At 71.5% G+C, this 20408-nt stretch carries 16 protein-coding genes and 1 pseudogene; 13 read left to right on the forward strand and 4 right to left on the reverse strand.

Translation table 11 applies throughout. From position 1 onward, the window contains the following. Window positions 1-143: 143 nt before the first annotated feature. The gene (locus ACWDVB_RS19845) at window positions 144-1235 is read right to left on the reverse strand and encodes a mechanosensitive ion channel family protein (protein WP_451519050.1); all 1092 of its coding nucleotides are present in this window, start codon (window positions 1233-1235) and stop codon (window positions 144-146) included. A 424-nt stretch (window positions 1236-1659) separates the two neighbouring features. On the opposite strand from ACWDVB_RS19845, the gene ACWDVB_RS19850 reads away from it, so the two are divergent. The 9 genes from ACWDVB_RS19850 to ACWDVB_RS19890 all read left to right on the forward strand — a co-directional run bounded on the left by ACWDVB_RS19850 (window position 1660) and on the right by ACWDVB_RS19890 (window position 12735). Continuing rightward, window positions 1660-2793: an amidinotransferase gene (locus ACWDVB_RS19850; RefSeq protein WP_451519049.1), complete on the forward strand. Its 1134-nt coding sequence runs from the start codon at window positions 1660-1662 to the stop codon at window positions 2791-2793. A 149-nt stretch (window positions 2794-2942) separates the two neighbouring features. Further along, a complete protein-coding gene (locus ACWDVB_RS19855) occupies window positions 2943-4094 on the forward strand; it encodes an ROK family protein (protein ID WP_451519048.1) in 1152 nt (383 codons plus the stop codon). Window positions 4095-4175: 81 nt separating this feature from the next. Next, complete coding sequence (locus ACWDVB_RS19860) at window positions 4176-5432, forward strand: ABC transporter substrate-binding protein (RefSeq protein WP_451519047.1); 1257 nt, start codon at window positions 4176-4178, stop codon at window positions 5430-5432. After that, complete coding sequence (locus tag ACWDVB_RS19865; RefSeq protein ID WP_451519046.1) at window positions 5429-6373, forward strand: carbohydrate ABC transporter permease; 945 nt, start codon at window positions 5429-5431, stop codon at window positions 6371-6373. The genes ACWDVB_RS19860 and ACWDVB_RS19865 overlap by 4 nt, the downstream gene beginning before the upstream one ends. Then, window positions 6366-7202 carry a carbohydrate ABC transporter permease gene (locus ACWDVB_RS19870; protein ID WP_451519045.1) on the forward strand — a complete coding sequence of 279 codons (837 nt, stop codon included), beginning with the start codon at window positions 6366-6368 and terminating at the stop codon, window positions 7200-7202. Before ACWDVB_RS19865 ends, ACWDVB_RS19870 begins: the two co-directional genes overlap by 8 nt. A gap of 30 nt (window positions 7203-7232) precedes the next feature. Beyond that, window positions 7233-8279 carry a Gfo/Idh/MocA family protein gene (locus tag ACWDVB_RS19875; RefSeq protein WP_451519044.1) on the forward strand — a complete coding sequence of 349 codons (1047 nt, stop codon included), beginning with the start codon at window positions 7233-7235 and terminating at the stop codon, window positions 8277-8279. Beyond that, window positions 8276-9295, forward strand: a complete 1020-nt coding sequence (locus tag ACWDVB_RS19880; protein WP_451519043.1) for a Gfo/Idh/MocA family protein — start codon at window positions 8276-8278, stop codon at window positions 9293-9295. The genes ACWDVB_RS19875 and ACWDVB_RS19880 overlap by 4 nt, the downstream gene beginning before the upstream one ends. A 34-nt stretch (window positions 9296-9329) precedes the next feature. After that, complete coding sequence (locus ACWDVB_RS19885) at window positions 9330-11534, forward strand: tetratricopeptide repeat protein (protein WP_451519042.1); 2205 nt, start codon at window positions 9330-9332, stop codon at window positions 11532-11534. 151 nt (window positions 11535-11685) lie between these two features. After that, the gene (locus tag ACWDVB_RS19890) at window positions 11686-12735 is read left to right on the forward strand and encodes an aldo/keto reductase (RefSeq protein WP_451519041.1); all 1050 of its coding nucleotides are present in this window, start codon (window positions 11686-11688) and stop codon (window positions 12733-12735) included. A 29-nt stretch (window positions 12736-12764) separates the two neighbouring features. Here ACWDVB_RS19890 and ACWDVB_RS19895 read toward each other — a convergent pair whose 3' ends face one another. Continuing rightward, on the reverse strand, window positions 12765-14429 hold the full coding sequence (locus tag ACWDVB_RS19895; protein ID WP_451519040.1) for a translation initiation factor 2: 1665 nt from the start codon (window positions 14427-14429) through the stop codon (window positions 12765-12767). A gap of 383 nt (window positions 14430-14812) precedes the next feature. On the opposite strand from ACWDVB_RS19895, the gene ACWDVB_RS19900 reads away from it, so the two are divergent. From ACWDVB_RS19900 to ACWDVB_RS19910, 3 genes and pseudogenes are all read left to right on the forward strand, one after another. Then, entirely contained in the window at window positions 14813-16171 is a 1359-nt protein-coding gene (locus ACWDVB_RS19900) for a radical SAM protein (protein ID WP_451519039.1), read from the forward strand. Between the two features lie 260 nt (window positions 16172-16431). Then, window positions 16432-17166: an SDR family oxidoreductase gene (locus tag ACWDVB_RS19905; protein WP_451519038.1), complete on the forward strand. Its 735-nt coding sequence runs from the start codon at window positions 16432-16434 to the stop codon at window positions 17164-17166. Window positions 17167-17201: 35 nt separating this feature from the next. Next, window positions 17202-17779, forward strand: a pseudogene (locus tag ACWDVB_RS19910) (GNAT family N-acetyltransferase). On the opposite strand, the gene ACWDVB_RS19915 reads toward ACWDVB_RS19910, so the two are convergent. After that, window positions 17776-18327, reverse strand: a complete 552-nt coding sequence (locus ACWDVB_RS19915; protein ID WP_451519037.1) for a TetR/AcrR family transcriptional regulator — start codon at window positions 18325-18327, stop codon at window positions 17776-17778. The pseudogene ACWDVB_RS19910 and the gene ACWDVB_RS19915 overlap by 4 nt on opposite strands. 95 nt (window positions 18328-18422) lie before the next feature. On the opposite strand from ACWDVB_RS19915, the gene ACWDVB_RS19920 reads away from it, so the two are divergent. After that, window positions 18423-18815, forward strand: coding sequence for a DUF6463 family protein (locus ACWDVB_RS19920; RefSeq protein ID WP_451519036.1), 393 nt, complete (start codon window positions 18423-18425; stop codon window positions 18813-18815). A gap of 6 nt (window positions 18816-18821) precedes the next feature. On the opposite strand, the gene ACWDVB_RS19925 is transcribed toward ACWDVB_RS19920, so the two are convergent. After that, window positions 18822-20351 (reverse strand): amino acid permease, encoded by a 1530-nt coding sequence (locus tag ACWDVB_RS19925; RefSeq protein WP_451519035.1) that lies wholly within the window; start codon window positions 20349-20351, stop codon window positions 18822-18824. Window positions 20352-20408 lie beyond the last annotated feature (57 nt).

A 20408-nucleotide genomic window follows, 5' to 3' on the forward strand; every position in this document is an offset into this window, starting at 1 on the left:
GCGGCCGGGGTGGTTGCGCAGTGCGGCCGGGGTGGTTGCTCATTGCCTGCGGTGGTAGCTCCGCGCATCCGCGGTGGTTGCTCATTGCCTGCGGCAGTTGCTCAGCGCGCCCGCGGTGGTTGCTCATGGCCTGCGGCAGCTACTCAGTGCACCCGCGGCGGCATCGAGATGTCCCGCTGGTGCGGGATGCCCAGCGGCGGCGGCAGCTCGCCCTGCTGGACGGTGACGGTGCGGACCGGGGCGGGGACCCGGATGCCCTCGGCGCGGTAGCGCTGGTGCAGGCGCTTGATGAACTCGTGCTTGATCCGGTACTGGTCGCTGAACTCGCCGACGCCCAGGATCACCGTGAAGCTGATCCGCGAGTCCCCGAACGTGTGGAAGCGGATGGCCGCCTCGTGGTCCGGGACCGCGCCCGTGATGTCCTTCATCACCTCGTCCACGACCTCGGTCGTGACCCGCTCGACCTGCTCAAGGTCGCTGTCGTAGCTGACCCCGACCTGCACCATGATCGACAGCTCCTGCTCGGGGCGGCTGAAGTTGGTCATGTTGGTGCTGGCCAGCTTGGCGTTCGGGATGATCACGAGGTTGTTGGAGAGCTGACGGACCGTGGTGTTGCGCCAGTTGATGTCGACCACGTAGCCCTCCTCGCCGCTGCTCAGCTGGATGTAGTCACCGGGCTGCACGGTCTTCGCCGCGAGGATGTGGACGCCCGCGAAGAGGTTGGCGAGGGTGTCCTGGAGCGCGAGGGCGACGGCGAGACCGCCCACGCCGAGCGCGGTCAGCAGCGGGGCGATGGAGATGCCGAGGGTCTGCAGGACGACGAGGAAGCCCATCGCGAGCACGATGACCCGCGTGATGTTCACGAAGATGGTGGCCGAGCCCGCCACCCCGGAGCGTGACTGCGTCACGGCCTTGACCAGGCCGGTGACGATCCGGGCCGCCGTCAGCGTCGCCGCCAGGATCAGCAGCGCCGTCAGCGTCATCGTGACGTTGCGTCCGGTCCGAGAGGTGAGCGGCAGCGCGCCCGCCGCGGCGGCGAGCCCGGCGGTGATGGCCGCGCAGGGCACGAGGGTGCGCAGGGCGTCCACGATGACGTCGTCCCCGCTCCACCGGGTCCGGCTGGCCCGCTCGCCCAGCCAGCGCAGCAGCGCGCGCAGCAGCAGTCCGGCCGCGACGCCGGCGACCACCGCGATCCCGGCCACGAGCCAGTCGTGCAGGGTGAGCGCACGGGTCATCGGTTCACTCCCGTCGTACGGGGCGAGAGCGAGGGTGAGGGCGCATGCGAGGACGAATGCGAGGGCGAGGGCGAGGGCGAGTGTGAGGGGGAGGGGGAATGCGCCTGCACGCCGCGTATGTGATCTGTCGTCACCTTGTGATACCTGCTCGATTCCGGGGGTTCGGTCACGCCGGAACGGGGAGCCGGCCCGGCGCGGTCGTCATCCTGCCCCATCCGCGCACGGCCGGTGCGCATACCCCCACCTGGATCTTCACGAATCGGTCACGTCTGTCGACCGGTCGGCCCTGACACGGTGTCAGAGCTGGCAATGGCATGAATATCGCGGATGCTGGTACTCGACGCCCGACGCATTGTGGGAACTCTTCCCCGTGCGGCGTCGAGTCCGGTGAGCCGTTGGTTTCTGCGAGCGGAAGCGGTTGAGCATGACGGTAGTGCAAAGGCCCGGAATTCATGCGGGGGAGACAGGCGACGAACCTCTCGTCTCGCCGGTCAATTCGCACAATGAGTGGGACCCCCTTGAGGAAGTCGTCGTCGGCCGTCTCGACGGCGCGACGATCCCCTCCAGCCACCCGGTCGTGGCCTGCAACATCCCGCCCTGGGCGGCCCGGTTGCAGGGGCTCGCCGCCGGCTTCGAGTATCCGCACCGGCTGATCGAGCCGGCGCAGCAGGAACTCGACCAGTTCATCGCTCTCCTGCGGTCCCTCGGCGTCACGGTCACGCGCCCGGACGCGGTCGATCACAAGCAGCGCTTCGCCACCCCCGACTGGTCGTCGCGCGGATTCTGCAATTCCTGTCCGCGTGACGGCATGCTCGTCGTCGGCGACGAGATCATCGAGACCCCGATGGCGTGGCCGTGCCGGTATTTCGAGACCCATTCCTATCGCGAACTCTTCAAGGACTACTTCCGGCGCGGCGCGCGCTGGACGGCGGCGCCGAGGCCACAGCTCACGGACGCGCTGTACGACAAGGACTTCAGCCCTCCCGAGGCCGGTGAGCCGATGCGCTACATCCTCACCGAGTTCGAGCCGGTATTCGACGCGGCGGACTTCGTGCGCGCGGGCCGCGATCTGTTCGTCACGCGGAGCAACGTCACCAACCTGATGGGCATCGAATGGCTGCGCCGCCATCTCGGTCCCGGCTACCGCATCCACGAGATCGAGAGCCGCTGCCGCACGCCCATGCACATCGACACCACGTTCGTCCTGCTCGCGCCCGGCAAGGTCCTGGTCAACCCCGAGTACATCGACGTGGAGCGCCTGCCCGACGTGCTGAGTTCGTGGGACGTCCTGATCGCCCCCGAACCCGACCCCATCGACCAGCATCTGCTCAAGATGACCTCGATGTGCGGCAAGTGGCTCAGCATGAACGTGCTGATGCTCGACGAGAAGCGGGTGATCGCGGAGCGACACCACACCGGCATGCTGCGCGCGCTGGAAGCGTGGGGGTTCGAACCGATCCCGTGCGACCTGCTGCACTACGCGCCGTTCGGCGGCTCGTTCCACTGCGCGACGCTCGATGTCCGGCGCCGCGGCACGCTGGAGTCGTACTTCGACTGACCGCCGGTCACCGCACGGCCGCACGCATTCGGTCGCAGGGCTTCCCGCGCCGGAACAGATATGAAAGTGTCCTACCGAACTCGGCGGGCCGATAGGCGTTCCGGCCCGTCAACTGGGCTGATACGGCGTGGGTTCGGGGTGAAGTACCGGTGCGGAACTCGGCACGAGGGCACGATCCGGCACGAGGGCACGATCTGGTCGCCCTGCGACGGCTGAACACCACCGTCGTCCTGCGCGCCCTGCACCGCCGCAGCCCGCAGACCCTCGCCGAACTCGCCGCGAGCACCGGCCTCTCCCGCCCCACCGTGGAAGCCGCCGTCGAGGAACTGGCCGAGCGGGGCCTCGCCGGCGAGGCCGCGGAGGCGGTGGGCGAGCGCTCGCCCGGGCGGCCCGCGCGGCGCTTCCGCTTCCGCACCGAGGCCGGTCACGTCCTGGGCGTCGACATAGGGCTGCACAAGATGGTGCTGCTCCTCGCCGACCTCGGCGGCACCGTCCTGGCCGCCCAACGCCACGACATCAACCCGCGGTTGAGCGGCGGCGCCCGGCTCGACCTGCTGCGCCACGCGATGGAGACCTTCCTCGGAACCCACGTACCGCGCCGCGCCACCCTCCTCGCCCGCTGCGTGGGAGTGCCCGGCATGGTGGACGCCGGCGGCGTCGTCACCTCCGTGGTGGTGCCGGAGTGGTCCGGCGTCGACCTCGGGCGGCTGCTGTCGGACGGCGAACCGGGCAGCACCCTCGTCGAGAACGACGTGAACCTCGCGGTCCTCGCCGAGATGTGGCGGGGCGCCGCCACCCTCGCGAGCGACGTTGTCTGCGTGCTCACCGGACACCGCGTCTCGTGCGGCCTCACCATCGGTGGGCGGCTGCACCGCGGCAGGCGCGGCGGCGCGGGCGAGCTCGGCATGCTGCCGCTGCTCGGCATGAGCACCGCACAGGAGGCCCTGCGGCTGCCGGACACCCGGCGTACGGGGGAGTCCGAAGTGGCCGCGCTCGCCCGCGCGGCCGAGGCCGGGGACCCCCGCGCGCTCGCCGCCGTCGCCGACTTCGCCGACCGGCTCGCCCCGGGCGTCGCGGCCCTCGCGCTCGCCGTCGACCCGGAACTGATCGTGCTCACCGGCGGGGCCACCCCCGTCGGCCGGCATCTGGTGCCGCTGCTCGAAGAGCGGCTGCGCCCCCTGACCCTGCACGTCCCGCGCATCGCGCTGAGCTCGCTCGGCGAACGGGGCGTGGCCATCGGCGCCGTACGCAAGGCGCTCGACCAGGTGGAGGAGGAACTGCTCGCGGACACGGCGTCGTAGCGGCACCGCGGCGCGCGGCCCTGTCCGCGCCCTCGGCGGCCCGGCCGGCGCCCGACGACTTCCTGGGAGGCGAAGGCACGTATGCGCAGAAGGACTCTGCTCGGCGGGGCGCTGGCCGCCCCCTTGCTCGCCGCCTGCTCCGGCGGGGGCGACGGCGCGGACAGCGGGGGCGGGACCACGCTGTCGTACGGGATGTGGGACCCGGCGCAGGCGCCGGGCATGGAGAAGATCATCGCCGCCTTCGAGAAGAAGCATCCGCGGATCTCCGTGCGCATCGAGCTCACGCCCTGGGCGAGCTACTGGACCACCCTCAAGACGTCGATGCGCGGCGGCACCGCCCCCGACGTCTTCTGGATGAACGCGGTGAACTTCCAGCTGTACGCGGCGGGCGGCGTCCTCGAACCGCTCTCCGGACACATCAAGGCCGACGCCACACCCGTGGACCGCCACCCGGACTCCCTGGTGAAGCTCTACGCCTACCGTGGCACGCAGTACGGCCTCCCGAAGGACTTCGACACCATCGGCCTCTGGTACAACAAGGCACTCTTCGACAAGGCGGGCATCAAGTATCCGGACGCGACCTGGACGTGGGACGACGTACGGGACGCGGCCGCCGAACTCACCGACCCCCGGCGGCGCGTGCACGGCTTCGCCGCCGAGATGGAACGGCAGATGAAGATCTACCCGGCCATCTGCGGCGCCGACGGATACGTCCTCGAGGACGGCCGCTCCGGCTTCGGCGACGAGCGGTCCATCGAGGGCCTGCGCTTCCTCACCGACATGATCGACCGGGGCTGGTCGCCCCCGCAGAGCGCGATGGTCGGGTCCATCGGGCGTGTGCGCTACTGGTCCGAGAAGGTCGCCATGAACTACGACCTTTCCGCGATGGCGGGGCAGATGTACGCCGTGCCCGCGCTGAAGGATCACGGCGGCATCGCCGTCCTGCCCAAGGGGCGCCGCAGGGCCACCATCATCCACGGCCTGGCGAACGTGATCTCCGCCAAGAGCCGCAAGAAGGAAGCCGCCTGGAAATTCGTCCACTTCATGGCGGGACGCGAGGCGGCCGAGATCCAGGCGAAAGCGGGCGCCACCATCTCCTCATACGAAGGGACGCAGGACGCCTGGCTCAAGTCGATGCCCGAATTCGACCTGAAGCACTTCATCGAGATGCAGAAGTACGCCGTCCCCTATCCGAGCTCCGAGAACACCGCGGTCTGGGAGAACCTCCAATACCCGCTGCTCGGCGCCGCGTTCAGCGGCAAGGGCGGCATCGAGAGCGCCGCCCGCACGCTGGGTGAGCAGATGGACCGGGCCCTGAAGGAGGAACGCGCCTCATGAGTGTCTTTCCCGCCACGGCGGCCTCGAAAGCGGCGGGGCGTACGGCCGCCACGTCCGGCAGCCATTCCAAGCCCCGAGGTCAGCGCACCGCCTACCTCTTCATCGCACCGCTCGGACTCGGCTTCGCCGCCTTCTACTTCTGGCCGCTGCTCCAGACCTTCTACTTCAGCTTCACCGAATTCGGGGCGTTCGGCGGCCATACGTTCATAGGCACCGACAACTACGTCCGCGTCGTGAAGGACGTCACGGTCTGGCAGGCGCTCGGCAACACGCTCATCTACAGCCTGATAGGGCTCACCGCCCTGCCGATCGCGATCGTCGTCGCGTCCCTCCTGAACCGGCGCGGCCTGCGCGGCGTCGCCCTCTACCGCGCCCTGTACTTCGTGCCGTTCGTGACGCTGCCCGTCGCCGTCGGACTCGTCTGGAACTGGCTCTACAACGGCGACTTCGGGCTCCTCAACGAAATCCTGAGCCGGTTCGGCGCCGACCGGCACTACTGGGTGTCCGACCCGTCCACGGCCGTCTACGCGATCGGCACGGTGATGGTCTGGTCGACCACCGGCTACTACCTGATCATCTTCATGGCGGGCATCAAGGGAATTCCGCGGGACTACTACGAAGCCGCGGAGATCGACGGGGCCGGGGCGCTGCGCCGGTTCTTCACGATCACGCTCCCGCTCCTGAGCCCGACCATCTTCTTCGCCTCGGTCATCTGCATGATCAATTCGCTGCAGACCTTCGACCTGATCTACATCATGATGGCCGAGAAGAACCCCGCGATCGGCGATACGCAGTCCGTCGTGGGCCTCTTCTACAAATGGGCGTTCGTCGAGAACGCGCAGGGCGCGGCGGCCGCGCTCGCCTTCCTGCTCATGCTCCTCATCGCCGCCCTGACATTTCTGCAGTTCCGGCTCCAGAAGAGGTGGGTGCACTATGCCTGACACCCGAAAGCGCGGGCGCGCCGGGTCCATCGCCACCCACGCCGTCCTCTCGCTGGGCGCGCTCGTGATGGTCTTCCCGTTCCTCTGGCAACTGCTCACCGCGCTCAAGACCCTCGCGGAGACCTCCCGCGTGCCGCCCACCTTCCTGCCCGACAACTGGAACCGGGCGAGCTTCGAAGAAGTCTTCAGCGCGCTGCCGTTCCGCGAAATGCTCACCAACAGCGTGCTCAACACGCTTGGACGCACCCTCGGCCAGCTGGTGTTCTGCTCGCTCGCCGCCTACGCCTTCGCCCGCATGCGATTCCGGGGCCGCAACGTCCTGTTCGCGCTCTTCCTCTCCGTTCTGATGGTGCCGAGTTCACTGCTCGTACTCCCGCAGTACGACATCATCCAGGGGCTCGGGCTGCTCAACTCGGCGCCCGCGCTGTTCCTGCCCGGCATGTTCAGCGCGTTCGGCACGTTCATGCTGCGCCAGTTCTTCCTCACGCTCCCCAAGGAACTGGAGGAGGCCGCCCGCATCGACGGCGCGGGCTCCTTCCGCATCTTCTGGTCCATCATGCTGCCGCTGATCAGGCCCGCCCTGGCCGCACTCGCCGTCATCACCGCGATGTGGTCCTGGAACGATCTGCTGTGGCCCCTGATCGTCAACACCGACCCGGCGAAGATGCCGATCAGCGCCGGACTGACCTCCCTGGAGGGCCAGTTCGAGACCAACTACCCCGTGATGATGGCCGGTTCGCTTATCGCGAGCCTGCCCATGCTGCTGGTCTACGTCTTCCTCCAGCGGCACTTCGTCCAGAGCGTCGCCCTGTCCGGCTCGAAGAGCTGAGCATGTCCCGAGGAAAGGCAGCCCCTCTCTATGCCACCGCTTCACATAGGCATGCTCGGCGCGGGCGGCATCGCCCGCGCCCATCTGCCCGGCTGGCTGGCGCTCGGCGCCCGGGTGAGCGTGTACACCGTCGACGGCTCCGCGGAGAAGCTCGCGGCCGAATACGCCGAGCACCGGCCCTCATCCGTACGCGCCGTCGACAGCCTCGACGACCTCCTCACGGAGGTGACTGCCGTCGACGTCTGCACCCCCACCCCCACCCACAAGGAACTCGCCCTCGCGGCCATCGCGGCGGGCCGCCACGTCGTCTGTGAGAAACCGCTCGCCCTCACCGCACGCGACGCCGAGCAGATCGCGGCCGCCGCCGACGCGGCAGGGGTACGGCTCCACCCCGCCCACGTGGTCCGCTACTTCCCGGCGTACGCGGCGCTGCGCGAGGCCGTGGCCAGGGGCGACCTCGGCGAACTCGCCGTACTGCGCTTCACGCGCGGCGGGGCGCGCCCCCAGTGGGCGCCGTGGTTCGGCGATCCCGCCCAGTCCGGCGGGGTCGTCATGGACCTGATGGTCCACGACATCGACATCGCCCGCTGGCTCGCGGGCGACGTGGTCCGCGTACACGCGAGGACCCGCGGCGTCGAGCACGCCACCGGCACCCCGGCCGAGGTCGTCACCGCGACCGCCGTCCTCACCCACGCCTCGGGCGCCGTCAGCCACATCAGCGGGCTCTGGGGCCTGCCCGACCAGCCATTCCGTACGACGTTCCGGGTCGCGGGCGCGGGCGGCCTGCTGCACCACGACTCCACCGCCGTGCCCGGCTTCCGCATCACCGCGCAGGGCGTGCGCGCCGCGGGCGAGGGCATACCGACCAGCCCCATGACGGAGAGCCCCTTCCTCGCCGAACTCCGCGAGTTCGCCGCGTCCTGGCGGCCCGGTGGTCCCGCACCGCGCGTGAGCACCCGCGACGGGGTCGAAGCCGTGCGGATCGCCGAGGCCGCGGTGGAGTCCAGCAGCACGGGCCGCGTCATCGAGATCGAACAGACCGAGCAGACCGAGCAGACCGTGGAGGCAGCGCGATGAAGGTCGCCGTCCTGTCGTTCGCCCACGTCCACGCGGCCGGCTATCTGCGGCTGCTCGCCCGCATGCCCGGGGTCGAGACCCTCGGCAGCGACCCGGACACGGATCTCGCGGCGCCCGGCGAGGTGCGGGGCCGCGCGCTCGCCGACGAACTGGGCGTCACGTACGCGCAGACGTACGAGGACGCCTTCGCCTGGCAGCCGGACGCGGTGATCGTCTGCTCCGAGAACGCCCGCCACCGCCCGCTCGTCGAACTCGCCGCCGCGCACGGCGTGGACGTCCTGTGCGAGAAGCCCCTCGCGGCCTCAGTGGCGGACGGCGAGGCCATGGTCGACGCCTGCCGCGCCGCCGGGGTGCGGCTCGCCGTCGCCTTCCCCGTCCGCTTCAGCCCCGCGTACGCGGCCGTCAAGGCGGCCGTCGACTCCGGTGTGGCGGGGCGCGTCCTCGCGGTGTCCGGTGCGAACAACGGCGCCATGCCCAACCGCGACCGCCGCTGGTTCGCCGACCCCGAACTCGCGGGTGGCGGCGCCCTCATGGACCACACCGTGCACCTGGCGGACCTCCTCGACGACCTCTTCGGGGACGCCCGCCCCGTGGAGGTCTACGCGCAGACCAACAACCTCCTGTACGCGGACGAGGTCGCCGTCGAGACCGCCGGGCTGGTCAGCGTGACGTACTCCAACGGCGCTGTCGCCACCGTCGACTGCAGCTGGTCCCACCCTCGGTCCCACCACTCGTGGGGCGGCCTCGAACTCACCGTCGTCGGCGAACGGGCCACGCTGGAGATGGACGCCTTCGACCAGAAGGTGCACGGCTTCAACGAGCGACAAGGGCGCGGCACGGAGCTGCCGTTCGGCGTCGACCTGGACGAGCGGATGCTGCGCGCTTTCCTGTACGGGCCCGGCGAGGGCGGCATGGACGTCGCCGACGGGGAGGGCGGCCTGCGGACCCTGCGCGTCGTGGCGGCCGGATACGCGTCGTCCCGCGGCGGCGCCCCGGTGGAGATCGCCCCGGGCTGAGGCGTACGCCCGCGCGGGCGCCTAGAGTTGTGCCGTGGACGAACGGACGCGGAACAGTGTGGGCGGACAGGCGCGGGTGGGGACGGTCGTCCAGGCGGGGAGCGTGGGCGAGCTGCACATGCACGCCGCTCCCGAGGGAGACGGCGTGCTCCCGGTCCACATGCCGCCGGACGTACGGCACTTCGAGGACCGTGACGACGAGCGCGCACGGGTGCTGAGCGCCGCGGGCAGCCCCAGGTCCGTGGGCCGGCCCCTGGTCGTCTCGATCACCGGTGTGCAGGGCGTGGGCAAGACGGCGCTCGCGGTGCATCTGGCGCACCGCCTCGCCGGGGACGGCGACCGCGTCGTGCGGTACGTCGATCTCGACGACCACCGTCGTGACGGCGGCGTCGACCTGACGGACGTACTCGGCGAGCTGCTGCGCTCCTTCAAGGTGACCGACCTCCTGGAGGGCACCTTCGCGCGGCGCCGCCGCCAGTACTGGGAGCAGACCGGCACCAGACGTCTCGTCCTCGTCGTCGACAACGCCCGCTTCGGCACGGAGATCGCGCCGCTGCTGCCCTCCTGCGCCGCCGGTCTGGTGATCGTCACCAGCCAGGGGCGGCTGTACGACGTGGAGGGCGGCGTCGATCTGGAGCTGCCGGTCGGCCCGCTCGAAGAGGTGTACGCCGAGCGGCTGCTGCACCGCATCACGGGCGACCCCCGGCTGACCGCGGACCCCGCGTCGGCCGCCGCGCTCGCCCGCGTCTGCGGCGGTCTGCCCGCCGCCCTCGAAGTCGCCGCCACGCTGCTGCGCAAGCACGAGACGCGCAGGATCTCCCGGCTGATCACCCAGCTCACCGCCGACCTCGAAGGGAAGGGGGTTCCCATGGTGGAGGCCGTCTGGGACGCCGCCTACGAAGACCTCGCCCCGGACGCGGCCGCGCTCTACCGCCTCGTCGCCGCACACCCCGGCCCGACGGTCCACCCCGACGCCGCCACCGCGCTCCTCGGCCGGGGCCGGGACGCGGCGGAGGACGCCCTCGGGGAACTCGTCCGCGCCAGCCTCCTCTCCCGGGGCCGGGGCGGCCGACTGAGACTGCACGACCTGCTGCGGGCCCACGCGGCGCGCTGCGCGCGGCGCCACGACGGGGGCACGCGGGAGGCCGCCGAGGCCGGGCGGCGCGTCGTGCGCTGGTACCTGCGCCAGGCACAGCGGGCCGACGCCCTCGCGGCCGGCCCACGGATGACGTTCGCGACCCCGGTACCCGCGCTGCCGGACACACCCGACGTGGACTTCACGGCCGTGGACTTCGCCGCGGGGGCCGGTGACGCCGGGGGGCGGGCTGATGAGGCGCGGGCTGGCAAGCCGCCGGCGGATGTGCGGCTGGCTGACGAAGGGCTCGTGGAGGGAACGCGGGTCAAGGCGGGTGCGGCGCGTTGGCTGGAGGGGGAGCGGCTCGCGCTCTTCGACTGCGTGCGCATCGCACGCGTCCATGGTCTCGACGAGGAGGCCTGGTCGCTGTGTGAACCCCTGTGGACGCACTACCTCGACCACCCGCACCACACCCAGGTCCTGGAGGCCTTCGAGGCCGGCCGCGACGCCGCGCTGCGCGCCGGACACCCGCTCGCCGCGCTGGTGCGCATGCGCTGCCAGCTGGCCCGCCCCCTGTGGGAACAGGGCCGCCATGAGGAGGCCGCGACCGAGCTGCGCCTGGCCGCCGCGGCCGCGGAGACGCTGGGCGACGGTGCGCGGGAACGTAAACTGCGCGCCTCCGTCGTGGAGTTCAGAGGCATGCTGAGCTCGGCGCGGGGCGACTGGGCGGCGGCCGCGGCGGACTTCGAGGCCTCGGGGCGCATCCACACGGAGATCGGCAACGCGTACGGCGCCATGCTGCAGACGTACCGCCTGGGCCAGGCCGTCCTGGAACTGGGCGAACCGGACCGCGCGGCCACCCTCCTCGCCCGGGCCCACGCCGAGGCCCACGCGCTGGGCAGGGCCCGCATGACGGGCCGTACCGGCTTCGAACTGGGCCGCGCGCTGGCCCGCCTCGGCCGCTTCGACGAGGCGAGGACGCTGTTCGACTCAGCGCTGGCCGCCGCGCGGCAGCGGGGCTCGGCCAAGGAGGAGCTGCGCGCACTACGGGCGTTGACCGCGCTCGCCGAGGAGGCCGGGGACGCGGTGCGGGCCCGGGAGTTCCACGCGCGGGCGGAGGAGGTCCGGGTGCGGGGTGGCGGGCTCCAGGAAGGGGCGGGTTGAGGGGCGGGCTGAGGGACGGGGCTGACGGACGGAGCTGAGGGGCGGGCGCGCCGCGGCGGCGGGCTTATTCGTGCTTGCCCTGGAGCGGACTCCAGGACGTAAGGTCGCGGACGTTCAAGAGGTCAATTGGACGGCCCGCGAGGAGAGTTGCATGCGCCACCGCGTTCTGGGCGGAACCGGCATCGAAGTCAGCCCCTACTGCCTCGGCACGATGATGTTCGGGTCCGTCGGCAACGCCGATCACGACGACTGCGTCCGGATCATCCACGCCGCGCTGGACGGGGGCATCAACTTCGTCGACACCGCCGACATGTACTCCGCCGGAGAGTCGGAGACGATCGTCGGCAAGGCGCTGAAGGGCCGCCGCGACGACGTCGTACTCGCCACCAAGGTCCATTTCGCCATGGGAGACGGGCCCAACAAGGGCGGAAACTCACGGCGCTGGATCGTCCGCGAGGTGGAGGACAGCCTGCGGCGGCTGGGCACGGAGTGGATCGACCTGTACCAGGTGCACCGGCCGGACCCCACGACCGACATCGAGGAGACGCTCTCCGCCCTGACCGACCTGGTGCGCCAGGGCAAGATCAGGGCGTTCGGATGCTCCACGTTCCCCGCGGAGGAGATCGTCGAGGCGCACCACGTCGCCGACCGCCGCGGACTCCAGCGGTTCCGCACCGAGCAGCCGCCCTACTCACTGCTGGCCCGAGGCATCGAGAAGCATGTGCTGCCGGTGGCGCGGCGCCTGGGCATGGGGGTGCTGACGTGGAGCCCGCTGGCCTCGGGATTCCTGACCGGCCGCTACCGCAAGGGCCGGGACCTCGACCTGAGCACCGGACGCCCCACCCTGAACCCGGGCCGCTTCGACCCGTCGGCGCCGCGCACCGCCGCGAAGCTGGAGGCCGTCGAGCAGTTCGTCGCCCTGGCCGATGAAGTGGGTTGCACCCTGCCGGAGTTGGCGACCGCCTTCCCGCTCGCGCACCCGGCCGTCACATCGGTGATCATCGGCCCGCGCACGATGGAACAACTGCGGAACACGCTCAAGGGCGCCTCCGTGGTACTGGACGACGCGGCCCTCGACCGCATCGACGAGATCGTCCCGCCAGGCACCGACGTCTACCCGCCGGACGGCGTCTGGACTCCGCGGTCACTCACCACGCCGGCGCTCAGGCGACGTGCGGCGGGGGACAGGTCGGCGGTCTGACACAGGCAGGTCCCGGCGGGGAGCCGCCCTCACGCCTCCAGCCGCGCCTCCCGCTCCGTGGCCGGGGCCAGTACCGCGAGGTGGGTGCGGCCCGCGATGGCGCAGTTCAGGGCCACCGGGACCTTGGGCGGCGGGCGGTGGTGGGCCAGCCAGGCGTGGGCGCAGGAGAGGGCGGCGGCCGGGTCGGCGCGTACCAGACGGCCGTTCTCGTGGCTGGGCTCGATACGCAGGGACAGCAGGGCGCCGCCGGTTCTGCGCAGGAGACAGTGGGCTGCGGACAGGATCACCGCGGCCGTCCGCAGCCCCTGATAGGTGGCGAGGACGTGGGTGGTCCACGCGTCGGCGGTCCAGGTCTCGCCCTGAGCGGGTACGGCGGAGGGGACCGTACGCCGGTAGAGGAGGCCCGCGCTCTGGAGCTGGAAGCCCGAGGCGAGGCCGTGCTCGGCCGCCAGGTGGTGCGCGGCCGCGTCGGCGGCGGCCGGACGCCGCTCCACGCGTACCTCGGCAGGGCCTGCGTCACCGTCCGGTGCCGTGATGGTCGCGCGTACGGCGAAGGCGGCGGGCGTACGTGACGCGGGCGCCGGCTCGGGCAGCGGGGCCGGCTCGGGCGGGCCGGCCGGCGGGGTGAGACCGAGGAGGGGGTAGAGCTCCTGGCCCAGGCGGCGCAGGGCGTTTCCCCGCTCGGCGAAGGCGGGTGCGGCCGCGGCGCTCGGCGTGCCAGGGTGGCACGCGGCCAGGGCCCGCTCCAGGTCGGCGGCGTCCGCGGGCGTCCCGAGGGCGGGGATGCGGGCGAGGAGGTCGGCCATGGGGGTGCCGGGAATCAGCTCGTCCGCTCCGTCGCACGCGGCGAGCATCGGCAGGTCCCGGGCCGCGGCGGCGTAGAGGGCCGTCGAACCGTGGTCCGTGATCAGGGCGTCGGCGGCGACGATGAGTGTGGCCCACTCCTCGTGGGGGCGGGCCAGGACGAGGCCGGCCGCGACGGCGGGCGCGAGCTGCTCGCGGAGCTCCAACTCTCCTGTCCGGCAGTGCTCGTTGGGGTGCAGGACCAGAGCCAGCTGGTACGTGTCGTGCGGCAGGAGCCCTACCAGCAGGGCGGGCAGGTCGGGCCGGCGCCTGAGCAGGGACCGCGGGCCCCAGGTGGAGGTGAGGACGAGCAGTCTCCGCCCGTGGGTGCGCAGGGCCGCGCGGTAGCGGTCGCGCAGCGGCAGCGAGGCGAGGACGCGGTCGAAGGTGGGGTCGCCGGTGACGGTCGCGACCGCGGCGGCGGGCGGGCACTCCTCGGCGAGGCGGGCCACCTGGGTGGGGTGGGCGAGGGCGTGGAGCGCGGCCAGGGGGCGTCCGTCGCGCAGCAGGAGTGTGCGGTCGAGGCCGGAGGCGGAGTCGCCATGGCCATCGTCGTCCGCGAGCGCCTTGTTGTAGCCCGCGCCGTGCGGCAGCAGGACGCGCGGTCCGCGCAGCCGGTGCAGGTCGCCTTTGGGGCTGGCGGCGAGGATCAGATCGTGGCGGCGGAGCAGGGCCTCCGCCCACGGGATGGTGCGGCCGCCCGCTCGTTCGACGGCGGCGAGGGCATCGGCGTCGAAGTCGGAGCCGGGGACGAGGGTGAACCAGCGGTGGACGCGGTGGTCGCCGGCGAAGACGGGGAGGGTGTCGAGGAGCCGGTACAGGGCGGTCGCCGACCGTGCGGCGAAGAGCACGTGCCTCTCACGGCGGGAAGCACCCTCGGGACGAGCAGTCGTAAGGGACCCCGCTGCCCCGCTGCCCCGCTGCCCCGCTGCCCCGCTGCCCCGCTGCCCCGCTGCCCCGCTGCCCCGCTGCGGCAGTGTTCATTCTAGTGGGGGCTGCGTCCGCGCAGGGCCCGTTTCCGCAGTTCGGTGCGGGTATGTGCGGGTCGGCGGGCGGCATGCCGGAGATCGTACCGGGCGGCCGCGCGCCGGTGTCGGCCGCGGTGACGGCACACCACCTGAAGTCTAGACCCGCGGTGGATGCGGCCTGCGACCGGAGTCGGATCCGGAGCGGTCCGGGCGGGTACTAGCGTGGTCGGGACAGACCGACCGACAGGATCAGAGGTGCCCGGCCCATGCCAAGCCGCAGCGAGAGCCGTACTCAGCTCATCGAGTCACTCATGGAGCGGTTCCCGCACGTGCCGCGGGAAGCCGTGATCAAGGAGGATCTGCTGCGTGGCGGCATGGCCTTCGACGAGTCGGCGCTCAGCGACAACGAAGGCGGGGAGATCAAGCCGAAGTCGTACTTCATCTTCTCCTTCGACCACGGCACGCTGCCCGAGCTGGGCGCCGCCGCGCTGCGCCGCCCGCCGGAGGAGATCGTCCTCACCGGCGGCCCGTACGGGCTGCGCCGCACCGTCGTCTCCGTTCGCGTGAACCCGTCGTCGCCCTACCGGGTCGCGGCCGACGACGACGGCGTGCTCGGCCTCTACCTGGACGGCGTCCGCATTTCCGACGTGGGCCTGCCGCCGATGCCGGACTACTACCGGCACACGCTGGAGAACGGCAAGTCCGTGATGGAGGTCGCGCCCACCATCCAGTGGGGCTACCTCATCTATCTGACGGTCTTCCGGGTCTGCCAGTACTTCGGCGCCAAGGAGGAGTGCCAGTACTGCGACATCAACCACAACTGGCGCCAGCACAAGGCCGCCGGGCGCCCCTACACCGGCGTGAAGCCCGTCGACGAGGTCCTTGAGGCGCTCGCCATCATCGACAAGTACGACACCAACAAGTCCTCCACCGCGTACACGCTGACCGGCGGCGCCGTCACCTCGAAGGTCGGCGGCAAGGACGAGGCGGACTTCTACGGGCAGTACGCGAAGGCCATCGAGGAGCGCTTCCCGGGCCGCTGGATCGGCAAGGTTGTCGCGCAGGCCCTGCCCAAGGCGGACGTACAGCGCTTCCACGACTACGGCGTGCGGATCTACCACCCCAACTACGAGGTGTGGGACCCGTATCTGTTCGAGCGGTACTGCCCCGGCAAGGAGCGCTACGTCGGCCGCGACGAGTGGCACCGCCGCATCCTGGACTCCGCCGAGGTGTTCGGCCCGCGCAATGTGATCCCCAACTTCGTGGCGGGCGTGGAGATGGCGGAGCCGTTCGGCTTCAAGACCGTCGACGAGGCCATCGACTCGACCGTCGAGGGGCTTGAGTACTTCATGTCGCGCGGCATCACGCCCCGCTTCACCACGTGGTGCCCGGAGCCCACGACGCCGCTCGGCAAGGCGAATCCGCAGGGCGCTCCGCTGGAGTATCACGTGCGGCTCCTTGAGGCCTACCGCGCGACGATGGAGGCGAACGGTCTGACGTCGCCGCCCGGGTACGGTCCCGCGGGGCCCGGCAACGCGGTCTTCTCGGTCAGCTCCTTCATGGACAGCCTGTCCGCGGAGGAGGCCGCCCCCGAGGACGTCGTCGTTCCCTCGAAGGGGCGGTAAGCCTGTCCTGGGGCTGTCCGGCGTCATCTGTCGGCCGGGGCCCCACCAGGCCGCCGCTTCGCGGCGATGTATGCCACCCACCCGCCCGTAACTCCGCATCGAGCCTTGGACGACCCCAGGCCGTGGCACCTCACCGCTCGATGCGGGGCAAACGGGCGGGTGGGTGGGAAACATCGCCGCGAAGCGGCGGCCAGTAGCGATCCCGTGCCCCCGGCAAGCGGACGGCACGCAAGTTCAGTCACCCACAGCCGGAGGCCCCCGTGCAGCACCACCCCGTCACCGTCGTCACCGGCGGCAGCCGCGGTATCGGCGCCGCTGTCAGCGCCCGCCTCGCCGAGGACGGTCACGACGTCGTCATCGGCTACCGCTCGGACGAGGCCGCCGCGGAGAAGGCCGCCGAAGCGGTCCGCGCCGCCGGGCGCCGCTGCGTCACCGTCCAGGTCGACACCGCCGACGAGACCGACGTCGACCGCCTCTTCGACGTCGCGGCGGCCGAGCTCGGCCCGGTCACCGGGCTCGTCAACAACGCGGGGGTGAGCGGCCCCGTCGGCCCCCTCGCCGACGCCGACGCCGAAGGGATGCGCCGGGCGCTCGAAGTGAACGTACTCGGGTATCTGCTCTGTGCCCGGCGCGCGGTGCGGGAGCTGAAGGCGAACGGCGGCGGGGCGATAGTGAACGTCTCGTCGGCGGCAGCGACCCTCGGCTCGCCGGGCGAGTACGTCCATTACGCGGCCGCCAAGGGCGCCGCCGACACCATGACGGTCGGCCTGTCCAAGGAGGTCGCGGCGGACGGCATCCGCGTCAACGCCGTCGCCCCCGGCGTCATCTGGACCGAGTTCCACGCCGACCCCGAGCGACCCGCGAAGCTCGCGGCGGGCATCCCGATGGGGCGCTCCGGTCAGCCCTCGGAGATCGCCGCGGCTGTCTCGTGGCTGCTCTCGGACGACGCCTCGTACACGACGGGCACGGTCCTGCGGGTCGCGGGCGGCCGCTGACGCTCCCCGAGCGGGACCCCTCGTACGCTGGTCTCGTGATCGGTGGAGAGGCAGCACTCACGACGGACGTCCTCATACGGCCCGTCACGCTAGACGACGCCGAGGCGCTCGCCCGCGCCTATCGGCGCAACCGCGCCCACCTCGCCCCCTGGGACCCGGACCGGCCCGAGGCCTTCTACACCGTGGAGGGCCAGGCCGACCGGGTCCGGGGGCAGCTGGAGGAGACGCGGGTGGGCCGGAGCGCGCAGTGGGTGCTCGTCGAGGGCGATGAGATCGTCGGTCAGGCCGCCCTGGTGAACATCGTGCTCGGCCCGGCCCGCAGCGCGGTCCTCGGCTACTGGATCGACGCGGAGCAGGTCGGCCGGGGCCTCGCCTCCGGGCCACGCGTCACGTCTGCGAGGTCGCCGACAGCCGGCTCGGCCTGCACCGCGTCGAGGCGGGCACCCTGCTCGACAACGCCGCCTCGCAGCGCGTGCTGACCAAGTGCGGCTTCCAGGAGTACGGGGTCGCGCCGGAGTCCCTCTACATGAACGGCGCCTGGCGCGACCACCGGCTGTTCCAGCGGATCCTCAACGACCGCCCCGCTTTCCAGCAGCCGAGGACGTCGTTCTAGAGGCCGAGGATGAGGTCGGAGGCGCGGGCCATGACCTGGGGGCGGGTGCGGCCGGGGTGGTCGGCGGCGAGGAAGTGGTTGCCGATGGCCATGCAGAAGGCGAGCAGGGCGCGGGCCTCGACCTCGTCGGGGTCGGTGCAGAAGGTGCTGATCGCGTCGCGCGCGAGCTCCATGCGCCGGTTGTCGACGCGGCGCAGGCGTTCGGCGACGGCCCCGTCGCGGCGGGCCCAGTCGCGGACGGCCAGGTCGATGGGGAGCAGGCGGTCGCCGGAGAAGGTGAGCCGCCCGGCCAGCCGCACTTTCTCCCGGGCGTCGCCGCCCTCCCGCTCCACCCGGTCCAGGACGTCGTCGACGCACTCCCGCTCCCAGGTGTCCAGCATGGCCTCCAGCAGCGCGCCGCGGTTGGCGAAGTAGCCGTAGAACCCGCCCTTGGTCACCCCCAGCGCCTTGGCCAGCGCCTCGACGCGCACGGTCTCGACGCCGCCCGCGGCAAGCGCCCGCAGCCCCTCCTCGATCCACTTCTCGCGTGGCGTGCGCAGCGCGCCCATCGGTGGTCCACCTATCTTTCCAGCAGTTGTACGGGCCCGTATAACAGGTCTACTCTCGGTCTTGTACGCAACCGTACAAGGGCAGGGGAGCAGTGATGATCAAATGGGCGGGCCGGCTCATCGTGTTCTACGGAGCCGCGCACACGATCGGCGCGTTGACGGTGGAGGGAGCCGCGGACCACGCCGGCGCGTGGTTCGGCGGGGAGCTGTGGCACGACGAGCTCTCCGCGATGGGCCCGGCCAGCAGCGCGTACTGGCTGAGTCTCGGCAGCTTCGGCGTGCCGCTCGTCGTGGTCGGGCTGATGGTGCTGTGGCTGGAGCGCCGCGGCATCACGCCACCGTCGTTCATCGCCTGGACGCTGGGGCTGTGGACCGTGGCCGACGCCGTGATCCTCCTGCTCACGCCCTGGCCGGTCCTCCTCGTCGCGAGCGGGCTGCTGCTGGCCGGGGCCCGCCGCGCCGCCCGCCACGAGGAGGCGCGGAGCTGACCCGCCTCAGACGATGCCCTCCGCGACCTCGGCCTGTTCCCGGTCGGAGCCGTACGCCTGCGGCGTGCTGTAGGAGCGGCGTGCCACGAACCACCACACGGTGGCGAGGACCAGCACCACGGCCAGCGCGATCACCGCGTAGTTCATCGAGTCGGCCGTCACGGGCGAGGCCTGCGGCAGGCAGAACAGCACCGTCACGAACGCCACCCAGAGCACCGCGATCCAGCCGATGGGCTTGCTCCAGCGGCCCAGGTTCCACGGGCCTGGCTGGAAGCGGTCGCCGGCGCGGAGCCGCAGGAAGATCGGGATGGCGTAGGCGGGCGTGATGCCGATGACGTTGATGGCGGTCACGGCGGTGTACGCGGTCGCCGAGTACAGCGACGGCAGGGCGATCGCGGCGGCCAGGCCCACCGACAGCCACACCGCGGGCACCGGCACCTGGGTGCGGGAGCTGACCTTGCGCCACAGCGCGGAGCCGGGCAGTGCGTTGTCGCGGCTGAACGCGAACACCATCCGGCTGGCGGCGGCCGTCTCGGCGTTGCCGCAGAACAGCTGGGCCACGATCACGATGAGCAGCAGCGCCGTCGCCCCGGACTCGCCGATCGCGTCGATCATGATCTGCGCGGGCGGCACGCCGGTGTCGGTGTTCAGGGTGCCCGCGTAGTCCTGGATGGCGAACGTCAGCCCGGCGAGCAGCACGAAACCGGCGATCCACGACGCCCAGATGGCGCGCACGATGCCGCGCGCCGCGGTCACCGACGCGTTGGAGGTCTCCTCGGACAGGTGCGCGGACGCGTCGTACCCGGAGAACGTGTACTGGGCGAGGAGCAGGCCGATCGCCGTGACGTAGAGCGGGTTGTCCCAGCCGGTGCCGTTGAAGAACTCGCCGAAGACGAACGACGGCGACTGGTGGTGGTCCGGCACGATCGCGAGGACGCCGACGATCACGGTGACACCGGCCACGTGCCACCACACGCTGATCGAGTTGAGCAGGCTCACCAGACGTACGTTGAACAGGTTCAGCAGGGCGTGCAGGAGCAGGATGCAGAGGAAGATCAGGAAGGTCTTCTCCGGGGTCGGCGTGAAGCCGAACCGCAGGTTCAAGAAGGCGCCGGTGAAGAGCGCGGCGCCGTAGTCGATGCCCGCTATCGCGCCGAGCAGCCCGAGCAGGTTCAGCCAGCCTGTGTACCAGCCCCAGCGGCGGCCGCCGAGCCGGTCGGCCATGTAGTACAGGGCGCCCGAGGTCGGGTACGCGCTGGTGACCTCGGCGAGCGCGAGGCCCACGCAGAGCACGAAGAGGCCGACGCCCGCCCAGCCCCAGAGCATCACGGCCGGGCCGCCGGTGATCAGCCCGAAGCCGTACAGCGTCATGCAGCCGGAGAGGATGGAGATGACGGAGAAGCTGATGGCGAAGTTGCCGAACCCGCCCATGCGGCGGGCCAGGACGGGCTGGTAGCCGAGCTCCCTGAGTCTCTCCTCCTCGTCCTGGCGTGGGGGCGCTGGGACGGTGCTCGACGACCAGGTGGTGCGGGACACGTGTGGACCTCCGGAGGGTGAGCGGTGAGGGGTGAGGGGGAGCGGGGAGAGAAGCGG

The organism is Streptomyces sp. NPDC003379, assembly GCF_053589195.1.

Excerpts from the sequence above, each read along its gene's own strand:
- ACWDVB_RS19845 (WP_451519050.1), bottom strand. The coding sequence starts at position 1,235 with ATGACCCGTGCGCTCACCCTGCACGACTGGCTCGTGGCCGGGATCGCG.
- ACWDVB_RS19850 (WP_451519049.1), top strand. The coding sequence starts at position 1,660 with ATGACGGTAGTGCAAAGGCCCGGAATTCATGCGGGGGAGACAGGCGAC.
- ACWDVB_RS19860 (WP_451519047.1), top strand. The coding sequence starts at position 4,176 with ATGCGCAGAAGGACTCTGCTCGGCGGGGCGCTGGCCGCCCCCTTGCTC.
- ACWDVB_RS19865 (WP_451519046.1), top strand. The coding sequence starts at position 5,429 with ATGAGTGTCTTTCCCGCCACGGCGGCCTCGAAAGCGGCGGGGCGTACG.
- ACWDVB_RS19870 (WP_451519045.1), top strand. The coding sequence starts at position 6,366 with ATGCCTGACACCCGAAAGCGCGGGCGCGCCGGGTCCATCGCCACCCAC.
- ACWDVB_RS19875 (WP_451519044.1), top strand. The coding sequence starts at position 7,233 with ATGCCACCGCTTCACATAGGCATGCTCGGCGCGGGCGGCATCGCCCGC.
- ACWDVB_RS19880 (WP_451519043.1), top strand. The coding sequence starts at position 8,276 with ATGAAGGTCGCCGTCCTGTCGTTCGCCCACGTCCACGCGGCCGGCTAT.
- ACWDVB_RS19890 (WP_451519041.1), top strand. The coding sequence starts at position 11,686 with ATGCGCCACCGCGTTCTGGGCGGAACCGGCATCGAAGTCAGCCCCTAC.
- ACWDVB_RS19900 (WP_451519039.1), top strand. The coding sequence starts at position 14,813 with ATGCCAAGCCGCAGCGAGAGCCGTACTCAGCTCATCGAGTCACTCATG.
- ACWDVB_RS19915 (WP_451519037.1), bottom strand. The coding sequence starts at position 18,327 with ATGGGCGCGCTGCGCACGCCACGCGAGAAGTGGATCGAGGAGGGGCTG.
- ACWDVB_RS19920 (WP_451519036.1), top strand. The coding sequence starts at position 18,423 with ATGATCAAATGGGCGGGCCGGCTCATCGTGTTCTACGGAGCCGCGCAC.